Consider the following 14,727-nt stretch of genomic DNA (forward strand, 5'->3'; position numbering starts at 1 on the left):
CGGCTCTTGCGCCTTGAGGCGCGGCGCGGGAGGCGCTACGACGGGCCCTGCCATGACCAAGCCCTTGCCCGATCTGCCCCAGCCCGCCGTCGCCCGCCGCATGGAGCGCGTCGCCTCCTTCCTCGCCATGGACGTGCTGAGCGCCGCTGCGGCCAAGGAGAGGCGCGGGGACAGCGTAATCCACATGGAGGTGGGGCAGCCCTCCGCCGCGGCTCCGCGCGCCGCCCGGGAGGCGGCCATGGCCGCCCTGGAGCACGGCCGGATCGGCTACACGGAAGCCCTCGGCATGGCCGCGCTGCGCGAGCGCATCGCCCGGCACTATCGCGATACCTACGGGGTGAGCCTGTCGCCCGAGCGGGTGGTCGTCACCACCGGTTCCTCGGCCGGATTCGTCCTGGCTTTCCTGAGCCTTTTCGACCGGGGGCAGCGGGTCGCGATCACCGCGCCGGGCTATCCGGCCTATCGCAACATCCTCGAGGCCCTCGACCTGGAGCCGGTCGTCATTCCCCTGACCCGGGCGGACGGCTGGATCATGACGGCCGCGGCGGTGGAGCGGGCCCATGCGGAGAAGCCCCTCGGGGGCATCCTGGCCATGAGCCCGGCCAATCCGTCCGGAACGATGATCGGCCGGGAGGCCCTGCGGGCGCTCGGCGAGACGTGCCGGCGGCTCGGCCTCTGGTTCGTGTCCGACGAGATCTACCACGGGCTGACCTATGGGGAACCCGCGACGACGGCGCTGGCCAGCGACGACGATGCGGTCGTGATCAACTCGTTCTCGAAATACTACTGCATGACCGGCTGGCGCATCGGCTGGATCGTGGTGCCGGAACGGCTCGTCCGGCCCATCGAGCGGCTGGCCCAGAACCTCTACATCTCCCCGCCCTACCTGTCCCAGGTCGCGGCGCTCGCCGCCTTCGACGCCGTGGACGAACTGGAGGCGGTGAAGGCGCACTATGCCCGCAACCGCGCCATGCTCCTGGAGGAGTTGCCGCGTCTCGGCATCGCCGACATGCACCCGGTGGACGGGGCCTTCTACATCTATGCGGACATCGCCCGCTTCACCAACGACTCCATCGGCTTCGCCAGGCGCATGCTGGAGGAGGCGGGCGTCGCCGCCACGCCCGGCCTGGACTTCGACCCCGTCGAAGGCTCGCACTATCTCCGCCTCTCCTTCGCGGGTTCGGAGGCCGACTGCCGGGAGGCCGTGAACCGCCTGAAAGCCTGGTTCGGGCGGGCAGGATAGGCGCCGTCCGCTCCTTCTCCTGCCGCTTCCGAACCCTGTCCTTGCCGCCATGAACGCCAATCACCTCGATCTGCCGGTCCGCCACTGCGCCGTCGGCCCGGACACCTTTCCCTTCATCGAGGCCGGGACGGGCAGCCCGGTTCTCTTCCTGCACGGCGCCCTCGGCGACCGGCGGACCTTCGGCCCGCATGCGGCCATCCTGTCCCGCCGCTTCCGCTGCCTCTCGCCGACGCAGCGCCATTTCGGGGACGCGGCGTGGCGGGCCGACGGCCCGCGCTTCGGCGTCGCCACCCATGCGCGGGACCTCGCCGCCTTCCTCGACGCCCTCGGCCTCGGCCCCGTCGACGTCGTGGCGTGGTCCTATGCCGGTCACGTGGCGCTGGAGGCGGCCCTGAGCCGCCCGGATCTCTTCCGCCGGATCCTGGCCTACGAGCCCGGCGTGCGGACGATCCCGCTGCCGCCGGAGGAACTCGCCCGCTTCGGAGAGGACGCGCAGGCCATGTTCGGGCCGATCTTCGAGGCCGTATCCCAGGGCGCCCTGGAAGAGTCGGTCCGCCGCCTGATCGACGCCTCCGGCGGTCCGGGCCATTTCGACGCCCGTCCCGAGAAGCGCCGCAGGATCCTGCTGGAGAACGCCCACACCATGCCGCTTCTCCTGGCGCAGGAGGAGCCGCCCGCGACGGCCTGCGAGGCGCTGCGCGGCCTTCCTATGCCCGTCACGGTCGCCTGGGGAGAGAGGACACGGCCGGTTTTCAAGGTCCCGGCCCAGGCGGTGGCCCGCTGCATCGGCAAGGGGCGGGGCATCGAAGTTCCCGGCGTCGGCCATCTCTGGCCCGACGACGACCCGCAGGCCTTCTCCGCCTTCGTCGAGGGCTGGCTCGACGACAGGCTCTGAACGAGCCCGCCGCCCTCCAGTCAAAGGAAGAACAAAAAATCCCCGGCGCGAGGGCCGGGGATCATTCCTTTTCAGTGTTCGCCGGTTCAGTGGCCGCTGAGCACCGACTTCGCGCGGGACCACCAGCCGGCCCGCTTCGGGCGGTCCGGGTCCGGGGGCGTCAGGACGACGGCCACCGGTTCGGGCTCGGGGACGACCGGCTGCGGCGCGGGAGCCGGTTCCTCTTCCACGGCAGGAGCGGGAGCCGCGATGGGGCCGGATTCCGCGGCGAGAGGCTCGGCCTCCGGAGCCGGGGCCGGTGCGGCGGCCTCGGCCGGAGCGGGCTCTGCGGCCGCGGCCTCGCCTTCGCCCTCCTGTTGCGCCACGAAGCCTTCCTCCATGGCGAACTCGACAGCCGCCTCGTCGCGGCCGCGCCCGCGTCCGCCACGGCGCCCGCGGCGGCGGCGGCGGCCGGGGCGCTCGTCTCCCTCGCCCGCGGCGGCCGCGTGCGCCTCGTCCTCGGCTTCGGAGAGGCTCTCTCCGACCTCTTCGCCTTCCCCGGTGGGGGCGGCTTCGCCTTCGAGGCCCTCGGCCTCCTCGGCGTGCTGCTCGGGACGGGCGCCGTCACGATCCCGGCCGCGGCGGCGACGACGGCGACGGCGGCGGCGGCCGCCTTCGCCTTCCTCGGCCCGCTCCTCGCCGGCCCGGGCCTCCTCGGCCTGCTCCTCGCCCTCCGCGGCCTCGGTCTCCTCCTCGGAGACCTCCTCCGGCGGCATGATCGCGTCGATCTGGATCCCCGTCGCCACGGACTTCTGCTCGAGGCGCAGGGCGGGCTCGCCCCGGTCGATGGCGTAGGTGGTGGTGCCCATCAGGCTGTCGTCGGCCACGACGGCGATCGCCACCCCGAAGCGGTCCTCGAGCTCGCGCAGGTGAACGCGCTTCTGGTTGAGGATGTAGAACGCCGCTTCCGTCCGGGTGCGGACGACGAGGTTGTAGCCCGCGTTCTTGATCAGCGTCTCCTCGATGGAGCGAAGCACGTGCAGGGCGACGGACGGCGTCGAGCGGACGAAGCCCGTTCCGGCGCAGTGCGGGCAGGGGACGGAGGAGGATTCCAGAACCCCCGTGCGGATGCGCTGGCGCGACATCTCGAGGAGCCCGAAGGGCGAGATCCGGCCCACCTGGATGCGGGCGCGGTCGTTCTTCAGGCACTCGTTCAGCTTCTTCTCGACGGCGCGGTTGTTCCGCTTCTCCTCCATGTCGATGAAGTCGATCACGATCAGGCCGGCGAGGTCGCGCAGGCGCAGCTGCCGGGCGATCTCCTCGGCGGCCTCGAGATTGGTGCGCAGCGCCGTGTCCTCGATGTTGTGCTCGCGGGTGGACCGGCCGGAGTTCACGTCGATGGAGACGAGCGCCTCCGTCGGGTTGATGACGAGATAGCCGCCCGACTTCAGCGTGACGTGGTTCGAGAACATCGCATCGAGCTGCGCCTCGACGCCGTACTTGGCGAAGAGCGGCTGCGGCTCGCGGTAGGGCTTCACGATCTTGGCATGGCTCGGCATGAGCATGCGCATGAAATCCTTGGCCTCCCGGTAGCCTTCGTCTCCCGAGACCAGGATTTCGTCGATGTCCTTGTTGTAGAGGTCGCGGATGGCGCGCTTGATGAGCGAGCCCTCCTCGTAGACGAGGGCGGGCGCCGTGGAGTTCAGCGTCAGCTCGCGCACGCTCTCCCACAGGCGCATGAGGTATTCGTAGTCGCGCTTGATCTCCGGCTTGGTGCGCGAGGCGCCGGCCGTGCGCAGGATGATGCCCATGCCCTCCGGCACCGCGAGATCCTGGGCGATCTCCTTCAGGCGCTTGCGGTCGGCCGCGTTGGTGATCTTGCGGGAGATGCCGCCGCCGCGCCCGGTGTTCGGCATCAGCACGGAATAGCGGCCGGCGAGGGAGAGATAGGTTGTGAGGGCGGCGCCCTTGTTGCCGCGCTCCTCCTTCACGACCTGGACCAGGAGGATCTGGCGGCGCTTGATGACTTCCTGGATCTTGTACTGCTTGCGCGGGACGCGGGGGCGCTGGGGAACGTCCTCGAGGGCGTCGCCGCCGCCGAGCTGCTCGACCGCGTCCTCGTGCTCGTCCTCTTCGTCGTGCTCCTCGTCCTCCTCGTCCGCGGCCTCCGTGGAAGCCTCGCCGGCCTCGTGGGAGCGGGCGCGGGCCGTCTCGCCGGTTTCGCCGCCGTTCCCGTCGGCGCTTTCCGCGAGTGTCTCAGGTCCGGCCTCGGCCGCCGTCCCTTCCGCAGCCTCGGCGGAGGCCAGGGCCAGCCCCTCCTCGCCGTGGGCCGCGCCTTCGGCCGCCTCGGCGGAGGCGGCTTCGCCGGCATCCGCATCCGGGGTCGTCACCGTCTCGTCGGAGCGGGCGCGCTTGGCCGAGGAACGGCGGCGCCGGCTGCGGCGCTCCTCCTCGAGCTCCTCCTCCCGCTGGGCTTCGGCCTCGGCCTCGAGGAGCGCCATGCGGTCGGCGACGGGGATCTGGTAGTAGTCGGGATGGATTTCGCTGAAGGCCAGGAAACCGTGGCGGTTCCCGCCGTATTCGACGAAGGCTGCCTGGAGGGAGGGTTCGACCCTTGTGACCTTCGCGAGGTAGATATTGCCTCGCAGCTGTTTCCGGTTAGCGGATTCGAAGTCGAATTCTTCGACCTTCTGACCACGTACCACCACGACCCGGGTTTCTTCCGGGTGGGAGGCATCGATGAGCATCTTGTTTGCCATGTTGAACTCTCGACATGGCGACCGGGGGCAGAGCCTGATGCAGGAGCCGCACTGAGGACGGACGGCCGCGCCGCAGGGTGAGGCGGCGGGCTGGATTTGCTTTCGGATTGCGCTCGGTCGCCATCGTGCGCCTCAAGGGGGCGCATTCTGGGTTAAACCGGGCCGAGACCATGCCGGGATAAGCGGGGCATGGGGCGCGAAACCGTTCGCGCGCATCAAACGGCGCCAGGACGAGAGTCAGTGCTGACTTCGCTTGCGCAACCATTCAACGACGGCCCTTTCGAAATCGATGAGCCAGTCTGCACTGGCCACCGGCATAAAGGCGAATTCATCGCCATCTGAGCCTGTCCGCGAGCCTGTCGAGGATGGCGGAGGGAGCCGGCGGATCGGTCAACACAACCGTCTCCACGCACTCTCCGCCAGAATCGGCCATGCCGGACGGGATCATCATCATTACAGAGCGAACGATGCGTTTGGCAAGGTGCTGAGACACTGTGTCATCGTTGCAACAGGTATGAAACAATAGTGCCGAAGCGATGAGGTTTCATTAACCAAGCGGGGTCTATGGAGGTAGAGGGGTCGTAGAATCCGCCGCGCCCGGAACGCTCATGACGCGCTTCACACGCCTTCTCCGCCTTCTCCTCGCGCTTGCCTGCCTCGCGGCGGGAAGCCATGGAGCGTCGGCGGCCGGCGCCCAGGCGGCCGCGGGCGTCGTCGCGGCGGACGTGGCTCTGGAATCGGACGCGGGGCGCACCCGCTTCCGGATCACCCTTTCCCGGGAGGTCGCGGTGCAGACGCACGTGATGGAGCGGCCGGACCGCCTCATCGTCGACCTGCCGGAGGTCACCTTCCATCTCCCGCCGGAGAGCGGGCGCAAGCCCTCCGGCCTCGTCTCGTCCTATCGCTACGGGCTCTTCGCCCCCGGCCGCTCCCGGGTGGTGATGGACCTCGCCCAGCCGGCGACCGTTTCCGCGATCCGGACCGAGCCCGGCGCCTTCGCCGGCGCCGTCGTGCTGGTGATCGAGCTGACCCGGACCGACCGGGACACGTTCCGCAAGGCCGCCGCCCTCAATGCCAGCGCCGCGCAGGCCCAGCCCGGCGAGGGCGGAGGCGCCGCCCAGGCCGCCCAGGACAGGCGCCCGGTCATCGTGATCGACCCCGGCCACGGCGGCATCGACCCGGGCGCCAACGCCCTGACGGGCGCCTACGAGAAGGACATCGTCCTCGGCTTCGCCCGGTCCCTCAAGAAGCAGCTGGAGGCGAAGGGCCTCTACCGGGTCGTGTTGACCCGGGACCAGGACGTGTTCGTCTCCCTCGGAGACCGGGTCCGCGCCGCCCGCGCCGCCCGCGCGGACCTGTTCATCTCGATCCATGCGGATTCCATCTCCGGCGGCCAGGAGGTCCGGGGGCTGACCGTCTACACCGGGTCGGAGCGGGCCTCCGACGCGGACTCGGCCCAGCTCGCGGACCGCGAGAACAGGGCCGACGCGGCGGCGGGCGTCGACGCCGGAGACGGCGCGGACGAGGTCTCGGACATCCTCCAGGACCTGACGCTGCGCGAGACCCGATCCTTCTCCCACCGCTTCGCCGGGAGCCTCGTGGGAGAGCTCGTGTCCGTCGCCCGCCTGAACAAGAACCCGCGCCGGGAGGCGGGGTTCAGGGTCCTCCGGGCCTACGACGTGCCCTCCGTGCTGGTGGAGCTGGGCTACCTGTCCAGCCGCCAGGACCTGGATCTGCTCATGTCGGAAGAATGGCGCGGCAAGGCGACCGCGGCCATGGCCGTGGCCGTGGACCGCTTCTTCGCCACGCGGCTCGCCCGCCAGGGCGCTGCCGCAGTTTTACCATAGAAACGGTGTGGATACCGATGGCGGGAGCGTGATTCCTCGGGTAACAGGGCTGTCGGACCGATGCGCCGGCCGCCGGGGGCGGGGACAGCGTTGCGGTTCTCAGACAGCAGGCGCGGCAAGCGCCGGTAACGGATTACTTTCGGATGCGCTTCGTCCTACGATTCTTCGGGTTTCTTTTCAGCGTCGGGGCGATCTTCTTCCTGATCGGCGCCGTCGTGCTGGCCTACGGCTACTGGACGTTCTCCAAGGACCTGCCGGACCATGCGCAGCTCGCCAATTACGAGCCGCCGGTCATGACCCGCGTCCACGCCTCGGACGGCAGCCTCATCGCCGAATATGCCCGCGAGCGGCGCCTCTACGTGCCGATCCAGGCCATTCCGAAGACGGTGGTTTCCGCCTTCCTGTCGGCCGAGGACAAGAACTTCTACAAGCACGCCGGCATCGACCCCGAAGGCATCGTCCGCGCCATCCTCGCCAACCTGCGCTCCGGCGGCCGGCGGGAGCAGGGCGCCTCCACCATCACCCAGCAGGTGGCGAAGAACTTCCTCCTCACCAACGAGCGGACCTACGAGCGCAAGATCCGCGAGGCGCTGCTGGCGCTCAAGATCGAGTCCACCTTCTCGAAGGACAAGATCCTCGAGCTGTACCTCAACGAGATCTATCTCGGCCTGAGCAACTACGGCGTGGCCGCGGCGGCTCTGAACTATTTCGGCAAGTCCCTGCACGAGCTGAGCATTTCGGAGGCCGCGTATCTCGCCGCCCTGCCGAAGGCGCCCAACAACTACCATCCCTTCCGGCAGCGTCAGGCCGCCATCGACCGGCGCAACTGGGTGATCGACCGGATGGTCGAGAACGGCTACGTCTCCCGTCAGGCGGGCGACGCGGCCAAGAAGGAGCCGCTCAACGTCAACCCGCGCGTGGTGTCTCCCAACAGCATCGCCTCGGGTTATTTCGCCGAGGGCGTGCGCCGCGACATCGCCGAGCGCTACGGCGAGGAGAAGCTCTACGAGGGCGGCCTCGTCATCCGCGCGACCCTCGATCCCCAGCTCCAGGCCATGGCCCGCCGGGCCCTCGTCGACGGTCTCGTCCGCTTCGACCAGGCCCGCGGCTGGCGCGGCGCGCAGCAGAAGCTCGACCTCGCCGGCCGCGAATGGGGCTTGGCGCTCGCCGAGGTCCCCTCCCTCGGAGACGTGCAGCCCTGGCGCATGGCCGTCGTGCTGGAGGTCTCCGGCGGCCGGGCCCGCATCGGCCTGCAGCCGAAGAAGGACGCGGCGGGGCGGGTGGTCCAGGAGCGGGAGACCGGCATCATCGCCGCCGAGGGCGTGAAGTGGACCCGCCGCACCGTCGACAAGGCCCTGTCGCCGGGCGACGTGATCTACGTGGAGCCCATGGACGGCAAGGACGACCAGTACCGGCTCCGACAGATCCCCGAGATTTCCGGCGCCATCGTCGCCATGGATCCCTACACGGGGCGCGTGCTCGCCATGGTGGGCGGCTTCTCCTTCGACCAGAGCGAGTTCAACCGCGCCAACCAGGCGATGCGCCAGCCCGGCTCGTCCTTCAAGCCGATCGTGTATGCGACGGCCCTCGACAAGGGATACACTCCCTCCAGTCAGATCCTCGACGCCCCCTTCGTCCTCGACATGGGGCCGGGGCAGGCGGCGTGGGCGCCGTCGAACTACGACGGAAAGTCCTCGGGCCTGCGCACCCTGCGCTACGGCATCGAGCACTCCAAGAACCTGATGACCGTCCGCCTGGCCAACGAGATCGGCATGCCGGCCATCGCCGAGTACGCCCGCCGCTTCGGCGTGTACGACGACATGCTGCCGCTGCTCTCCATGTCCCTGGGCGCGGGCGAGACGACCGTCATGCGCATGACGGCGGCCTATTCCATGTTCGTCAACGGCGGCCGGCGCATCAAGCCGACCCTGATCGACCGCATCCAGGACCGTACCGGGCGCACGATCTACCGCCATGACGACCGCAGGTGCGACGGCTGCGACGCCGACCGCTGGGACGGCAGCGGCCCGCCGAAGCTGGTCGACAACCGCGAGCGGGTTCTCGATCCGCTCACCGCGTACCAGATGACCTCCATCCTCGAGGGCGTCGTCCAGCGCGGCACGGCGCAGACCGTGAAGGCGGTCGGCAAGCCTCTGGCGGGCAAGACCGGCACCACCAACGACGCGAAGGACGTGTGGTTCGTGGGCTTCTCGCCCGACCTCGCGGTGGGCGTGTTCCTGGGCTACGACAAGCCGCAGTCGCTCGGCAACGCGGCGACGGCAGGCCAGTACGCCGCCCCCGTCTTCCGCGACTTCATGCAGATGGCGCTCAAGGACAAGCCGGCCACGCCCTTCCGCGTACCGCCGGGCATCAAGCTGATCCGCGTCAACGCCTCCACCGGCACCCGCGCCGGGCCGGGCGAGGGCGGCGGCGTCATCGTCGAGGCCTTCAAGCCCGGAACCGGGCCGCCGGAATCCTACGTGCCCCCGGAAGCCGAGGTGCCGCAGGCCGAGATGTCTCCCGAGGCCCAGCGGGCGGTGGGGGTCGGGATCGGCGGATTGTACTGACGCCGCTTCCTCCCCACATGACCGGCACCCCCCGGAGCCGAAACGCCGGGCGGGCTCTCCGCCCGCCGAGGAGTTCCTTTACACGCGGCGGTGCTCCCCTTAAGACACCGCGGCATTCATGGCACGAACATCACATTGGACAATGCGAGCCGAAATCGAGCATCTCGTAGACGAGACCAAGCAGTCAGTCGGGCTGCTGAGGAGGCATCTTTGACTGGGACAACGCCCAGCGACGCCTCGCGGAGCTGAACGCCAGCGCCGAGGACCCCAACCTCTGGAACGATCCGGAAGCCGCTCAGAAGCTCATGCGCGAGCGCACCGGCCTCGAAGACCAGATCTCGGCCATCAAGCGGATGGAGCAGGAGCTCGAGGACGCGATCACGCTGATCGAGCTCGGCGACGCCGAAGGGGACGAAGAGACCGTCAGGGAGGGCGAGGAGCAGATCCGCGCCCTTCAGGCCGAGGCGGCCCGCCGCCAGGTCGAGACGCTGCTGTCCGGCGAGGCGGATGCCAACGACACCTATCTCGAAGTCCATTCCGGCGCCGGCGGCACGGAGAGCCAGGACTGGGCCGCCATGCTCCAGCGCATGTATGCCCGCTGGGCCGAGCGCCGGAAGTACAAGGTCGAGGTCCTCGAGGTGACGGACGGCGAGGAGGCGGGCATCAAGAGCGCCACGCTCCTCATCAAGGGCCACAACGCCTACGGCTGGCTCAAGACCGAGTCGGGCGTGCACCGGCTCGTACGCATCTCGCCCTACGATTCCAATGCCCGCCGCCACACGAGCTTCGCCTCCGTGTGGGTCTATCCGGTGGTGGACGACCGGATCAACATCGAGATCAAGGAGTCGGACTGCCGGATCGACACGTTCCGCTCGTCCGGCGCCGGCGGCCAGCACGTGAACACCACCGACTCGGCCGTGCGCATCACGCACATCCCCACCGGGATCGTCGTCGCCTGCCAGCAGGAGCGTTCGCAACACAAGAACCGCGCGACGGCCTGGAACATGCTGCGCGCGCGCCTCTACGAGCTCGAGCTGAAGAAGCGCGAGGAGAAGGCGAACGCGGAGGCCGCCGCCAAGACGGACATCGCCTGGGGGCACCAGATCCGCTCCTACGTGCTGCAGCCCTACCAGATGGTGAAGGACCTGCGCACGGGCGTGCAGTCCATGAGCCCGCAGGACGTCCTCGACGGCGACCTCGACGCCTTCATGGAAGCCTCGCTCGCGCAGCGCGTCTATGGCGGCGCGGCCGAGGTCGAGGACATCGACTAGAAAACGACCCGCGGGCGACCAGGTCGCCCGCCGGTTTTCCCGTGCAGAGGATCCGTAAGGCGGCTCAGAGCGCCTTCGCCGCCTCCAGCACCTCCCGCGCGTGGCCGGGGACCTTCACCTTCGGCCAGATCTGTGCGATCCGGCCGTCCCGGTCGATGAGGACGGTGGTGCGCTCCACGCCCATGTACCTGCGGCCGTACATGCTCTTCTCCACCCACACCCCATAGGCCTCCAGCATCGCCTTGGTCTCGTCGGAGGCGAGGGGAAATTCGAGTCCGTACTTGGCCCGGAACCTGTCGTGGCTCTTCACGCTGTCCGGCGAGACGCCCACGATCTCCGTGTCGGCGGCCTCGAAGTCCTTCCGCAGGGCCTGGAACTCCTGCGCCTCCTTCGTGCAGCCGCTGGTGTCGTCCTTCGGGTAGAAATAGAGGACGACCTTCCGGCCCCGGAATTCTTCGAGACCGATCCGGCGGCCGTCCGTCGCAGGCAGGGAGAAGGGGGGAGCCGCGGCTCCGGTGGTGACGGTCATCGTTCGCCTTCCTTTCGACCGAATGTGATGTTTGGAGACGCCTGCGCTGGGCGCAAGAGATGGTCGCGGCAGGCGCATAAGAACGCTAAGGTCCATCTGATTCCCGCATCCGGCTGAAAGTGCAAGGTCCGGGCCGCCCAACGAACAGAGCATGAAGCCGTTTCTCCGCACCAGATCGCCCCGGCCCAAGCCGGCGAAGCGCAGCGCCGTCCGGCGCGTGATCCGCGGTGCCCTCTATGTGAAGCTCGGCCTTGTGCTCTTCGCCTGCATCGCCCTGGGCATCCTCTACATGCGCCTTTCGGCTGGCCCCCTGTCCTTCGGCCGCCTGCCGGAGCGGGTCGCGGAGGCGCTGGCGTCGCGGATCGGGCCGGGCTGGTCCGTGACGCTGCGCAACACGGCCATCGGCCTCCAGGGAAGCTCGCCCGTCCTCATGACCGATGGCCTGGACGTGCGCGGACCCGACGGGGCGCTGGTCCTGCGGGCGCCCTCGGCCCTCGTGAGCGTCGACGGCTTCTCGCTCCTGTCCGGCAATCTCCAGCCGAAATCCATCGAGCTGCGCGACCTGCAGCTGCGCGTCCTCGTCAACCGCGACGGTTCGCTGACCTTCGGCTCCGTGCCGGGCGGCGATGCCGGCGAGGCCGGTGCCGCGTCGTCCGCGCCGGCCGCGTCCTCAGGACGCGCCGAGGAGGCGGCGGCATGGAAGGCGCACGGCTCGCCCGGCGCCTCTCCCGTTTCGGGGGCGGTCGGGTCCCTGTTCGAGCTCGTCATCGGGCCGCAGAGCATCCTCAGCACCCTCGATCGGGCCCGGGTCGCCAATGCCCATCTCGTGTTCGTCGATGCGGGCGGCCGCCAGAGAGGCGGCTTCGACCGGCTGGACGCGACCTTCGACTGGTCGGAAACCGGCGGGCGCCGGTTCTCCGCCACCGTGGAGGGGCCGAAGGGCAGCTGGCAGCTCGGCGGCGACGCGCGGGTGGAGGGCGGCGGGTACCGGGCCGCCATCGCCGCCGACGGGGCCCCGATCCAGGACATCCTGCTCCTCACCGGCCTGTCCGCCCTTCCGGCGACCACCGATCTCGCCTTCTCGGGCCGGGTCGATGCGGCCTATGCCGACGGCCGCGTGACCGAGCTCAAGGCCAGGCTCGATGCCGATGCCGGGGTGGTCCAGATCGACGACAAGGACACCTCGCCCCTGAAGGTCGATCATGCCGCCATCGAGGCCTCCTGGGACGAGGCGGCGAGGGCGCTCGACCTCTCGCTGCTCGAACTGGTCGGCGGCGGCAACCGCGTCCGCCTCCAGGGGCGCCTGCTCACGGCCGTCGAGAAGGAGGGCTGGCGCCTGTCCCTCGCGGGCCGGGACCTGATCCTGTCCGGGCCGGCGGACGGAGACAAGCCGGTGAGGATCGGCACGCTCGGGGCGGACCTGTGCGGTCCCGACGGCGTGGCACTGAAGAGCATCAGGCTCGAGGGCCCCGAGCTTTCGGCGGAGATCGGCGGCATCCTGGGCACCCCGGCGGATCCGCACGGGCTCAATCTGACCGTCCGCGCGGCCAGGACCGACGTGCGCAACGCGATCCGCATCTGGCCGGAGGCCGTGGCGCCGCCGGTCCGCACGTTCCTCAAGTCCAACCTGAAGGCGGGCCTTCTCGAGACCTTCGCGCTGAAGGTGGCGATGACGGGCGACGACATCGTGAAGGCCGTGTCGGGCGGCCCGATCCCGGAGGAGTCGCTGGCCATCGACTTCGCCATCTCGAACGGTGTCCTGAAGGCGGCGGAGGGCCTGCCCCCCGTCTCGGGAATGTCGGTCACGGGCCAGGTGACGGGAAGGAAGGTCATGCTCCAGGCGCCGACCGGGCGCGTGGACATGCCGGGCGAGCGCAGCCTTGCCGCGTCGGAGGGTACGTTCCGGCTGGAGAACTATTGGGACGACAACGCGCTGGCGAAGATCGACTTCCGGCTCGCGGGCAGCGCCGAAGCCCTCGGCGCCCTTCTCCAGCAGCCGCTGGTCCACGAGATCGCGGGATTCGACGTCGACCCCGCGACCATGAAGGGGAAGACCGACCTGCGCGTCGGCATCGGGCTTGCGGTCAACAACGTCCCGGCCTTCGCCGACCTGCCGCTGAAGGTTTCGGGCACCGTCAGCGAGTTCGGCATCGACAAGGTGTTCGGCAAGGACAGGCTGGAGAACGCCAACCTCGCGATCGCCTACGACCGGGGCAACCTTGCCATCAAGGGCGAGGGCAGGATGGGCGGCAGCCCGGCCTCCATCGACGTCCGCAAGACGCCCGCGGGAGGCGAGGCGAACGTGGCCTTCAGCCTCGACGACGCGGCCCGCGCCAGGCGCGGGCTCGCGTTCGGCTCCCAGCTGACCGGGCCGCTGCCCATCAAGGCGAGCCTGCCCCTCGGGTCTTCCGCCAAGTCCGGGATCCGGGTCGAGGCGGACCTGACGAAGGCGGGCGTGGATCAGCTCATTCCGGGATGGGTCAAGCCGGCGGGGCGCCCCGGCAGGCTGAGCTTCGTGATGGTCGAGGGGCCGACGGTGGAGATCCGCGACCTCCAGCTCGAGGCGGGCTCGGCGCAGCTGAGCGGCAGCGCCGTCCTTTCGGCGGAAGGCAGCCTCGAAAAGGCGGATCTTTCCACCTTCAAGCTCTCTCCCGGCGACGACATGCGCGCGCAGATCGACCGGGTCAACGGCGTCTACAAGGTGACCATCCGCGGCAATGTCGGCGACGCGCGCCCGTTCACCAAGACCGTCGGCGCTCCCGCTCCCTCCGCCGGGCGCGGCGGGAACGCGCGGGATTCGAAGGATTTCGACCTGGATGTCGCCCTCAACATCCTCGCGGGATACAACAGCGAGGCGATCACCAATGCCGCCCTCAGGCTGTCCATGCGCAAGGACAGCATCCGCCAGGTGGAGATGAAGGGCAGGCTCGGGGCGACCGACATCGTCGCGAAGACCCTGAACCATCCGGGAATGGGGCCGACCATCGTGCTCCAGGCGCAGGACGCCGGCGCGCTCCTGCGCTTCCTCGACATCTACAGGCGCATGGTCGGCGGCGACCTCGTCCTCCAGATGGCCGCGAGCGACGGACCGCAGGCCGGGATGCTGACGCTGAAGGATTTCGCCCTCAAGAACGAGCCGGCGCTGCGGCGCATCATTCCGACCCAGACGCAGGTCGTCGCGGGCCAGGACCGGGCAGGCAATCCGCAGGCGGTGCGTGTGGACGTGAACGAGGTGACCTTCACCAAGGCGCGGGTGGAGTTCACGCGGAATGCGGGGCGCCTCGACTTCAAGGACGCGGCGATCTTCGGCGACCAGGTGGGTTTCACGCTCAGCGGCTACATCGACAACGCCCGCGACCGGATGGACATTTCTGGGACCTTCGTGCCCGCCTACGGCCTCAACAACGCCTTCGCGCAGGTGCCGCTGTTCGGCCCGCTCCTCGGGGGCGGGCAGTACGAGGGCCTGTTTGCGGTCAATTTCCGCGTGGCGGGGCCGAGCGAGTCGCCGACCCTGACCGTCAATCCCCTGTCGGCCGTGGCACCCGGCTTCCTGCGGAAGCTCTTCGGCGCAGGCGGCGGAGCGGCGCAGGCGGGCGAACCGCCGGCGATACCCGACCGGTAAGGAAAAGGCCCGGCG

Annotated in this window: 8 protein-coding genes; 6 read left to right on the forward strand and 2 right to left on the reverse strand. The window is 69.6% G+C overall.

Annotated features, from left to right (window positions below; genetic code table 11):
• The first annotated feature begins 52 nt into the window (after positions 1-52).
• Both GDR74_RS09005 and GDR74_RS09010 read left to right on the forward strand, forming a co-directional pair.
• A complete protein-coding gene (locus GDR74_RS09005; protein WP_194164494.1) occupies positions 53-1,243 on the forward strand; it encodes a pyridoxal phosphate-dependent aminotransferase in 1,191 nt (396 codons plus the stop codon).
• A 49-nt stretch (positions 1,244-1,292) separates the two neighbouring features.
• The gene (locus GDR74_RS09010; RefSeq protein ID WP_152585997.1) at positions 1,293-2,138 is read left to right on the forward strand and encodes an alpha/beta fold hydrolase; all 846 of its coding nucleotides are present in this window, start codon (positions 1,293-1,295) and stop codon (positions 2,136-2,138) included.
• An 86-nt stretch (positions 2,139-2,224) separates the two neighbouring features.
• Here the strand turns inward: GDR74_RS09010 and GDR74_RS09015 are convergent, their stop codons facing one another.
• The gene (locus tag GDR74_RS09015; RefSeq protein WP_152585998.1) at positions 2,225-4,876 is read right to left on the reverse strand and encodes an Rne/Rng family ribonuclease; all 2,652 of its coding nucleotides are present in this window, start codon (positions 4,874-4,876) and stop codon (positions 2,225-2,227) included.
• A gap of 608 nt (positions 4,877-5,484) precedes the next feature.
• Here GDR74_RS09015 and GDR74_RS09020 point away from each other — a divergent pair.
• From GDR74_RS09020 to prfB, 3 genes are all read left to right on the forward strand, one after another.
• Complete coding sequence (locus GDR74_RS09020) at positions 5,485-6,723, forward strand: N-acetylmuramoyl-L-alanine amidase (protein WP_152585999.1); 1,239 nt, start codon at positions 5,485-5,487, stop codon at positions 6,721-6,723.
• A gap of 143 nt (positions 6,724-6,866) precedes the next feature.
• A complete protein-coding gene (locus tag GDR74_RS09025) occupies positions 6,867-9,290 on the forward strand; it encodes a penicillin-binding protein 1A (protein WP_152586000.1) in 2,424 nt (807 codons plus the stop codon).
• A gap of 142 nt (positions 9,291-9,432) precedes the next feature.
• A protein-coding gene (prfB, locus tag GDR74_RS09030) for a peptide chain release factor 2 (protein WP_152586001.1) occupies positions 9,433-10,561 on the forward strand; the annotation gives its coding sequence in 2 pieces (ribosomal slippage) (positions 9,433-9,501 and positions 9,503-10,561; 1,128 coding nt in all).
• Positions 10,562-10,625: 64 nt separating this feature from the next.
• On the opposite strand, the gene GDR74_RS09035 is transcribed toward prfB, so the two are convergent.
• Positions 10,626-11,090: a peroxiredoxin gene (locus tag GDR74_RS09035; protein WP_152586002.1), complete on the reverse strand. Its 465-nt coding sequence runs from the start codon at positions 11,088-11,090 to the stop codon at positions 10,626-10,628.
• A gap of 151 nt (positions 11,091-11,241) precedes the next feature.
• On the opposite strand from GDR74_RS09035, the gene GDR74_RS09040 reads away from it, so the two are divergent.
• Positions 11,242-14,712, forward strand: a complete 3,471-nt coding sequence (locus GDR74_RS09040) for a YhdP family protein (RefSeq protein WP_152586003.1) — start codon at positions 11,242-11,244, stop codon at positions 14,710-14,712.
• Positions 14,713-14,727: the final 15 nt, after the last annotated feature.

It is taken from the genome of Microvirga thermotolerans (assembly GCF_009363855.1).
GTDB lineage: Bacteria > Pseudomonadota > Alphaproteobacteria > Rhizobiales > Beijerinckiaceae > Microvirga > Microvirga thermotolerans.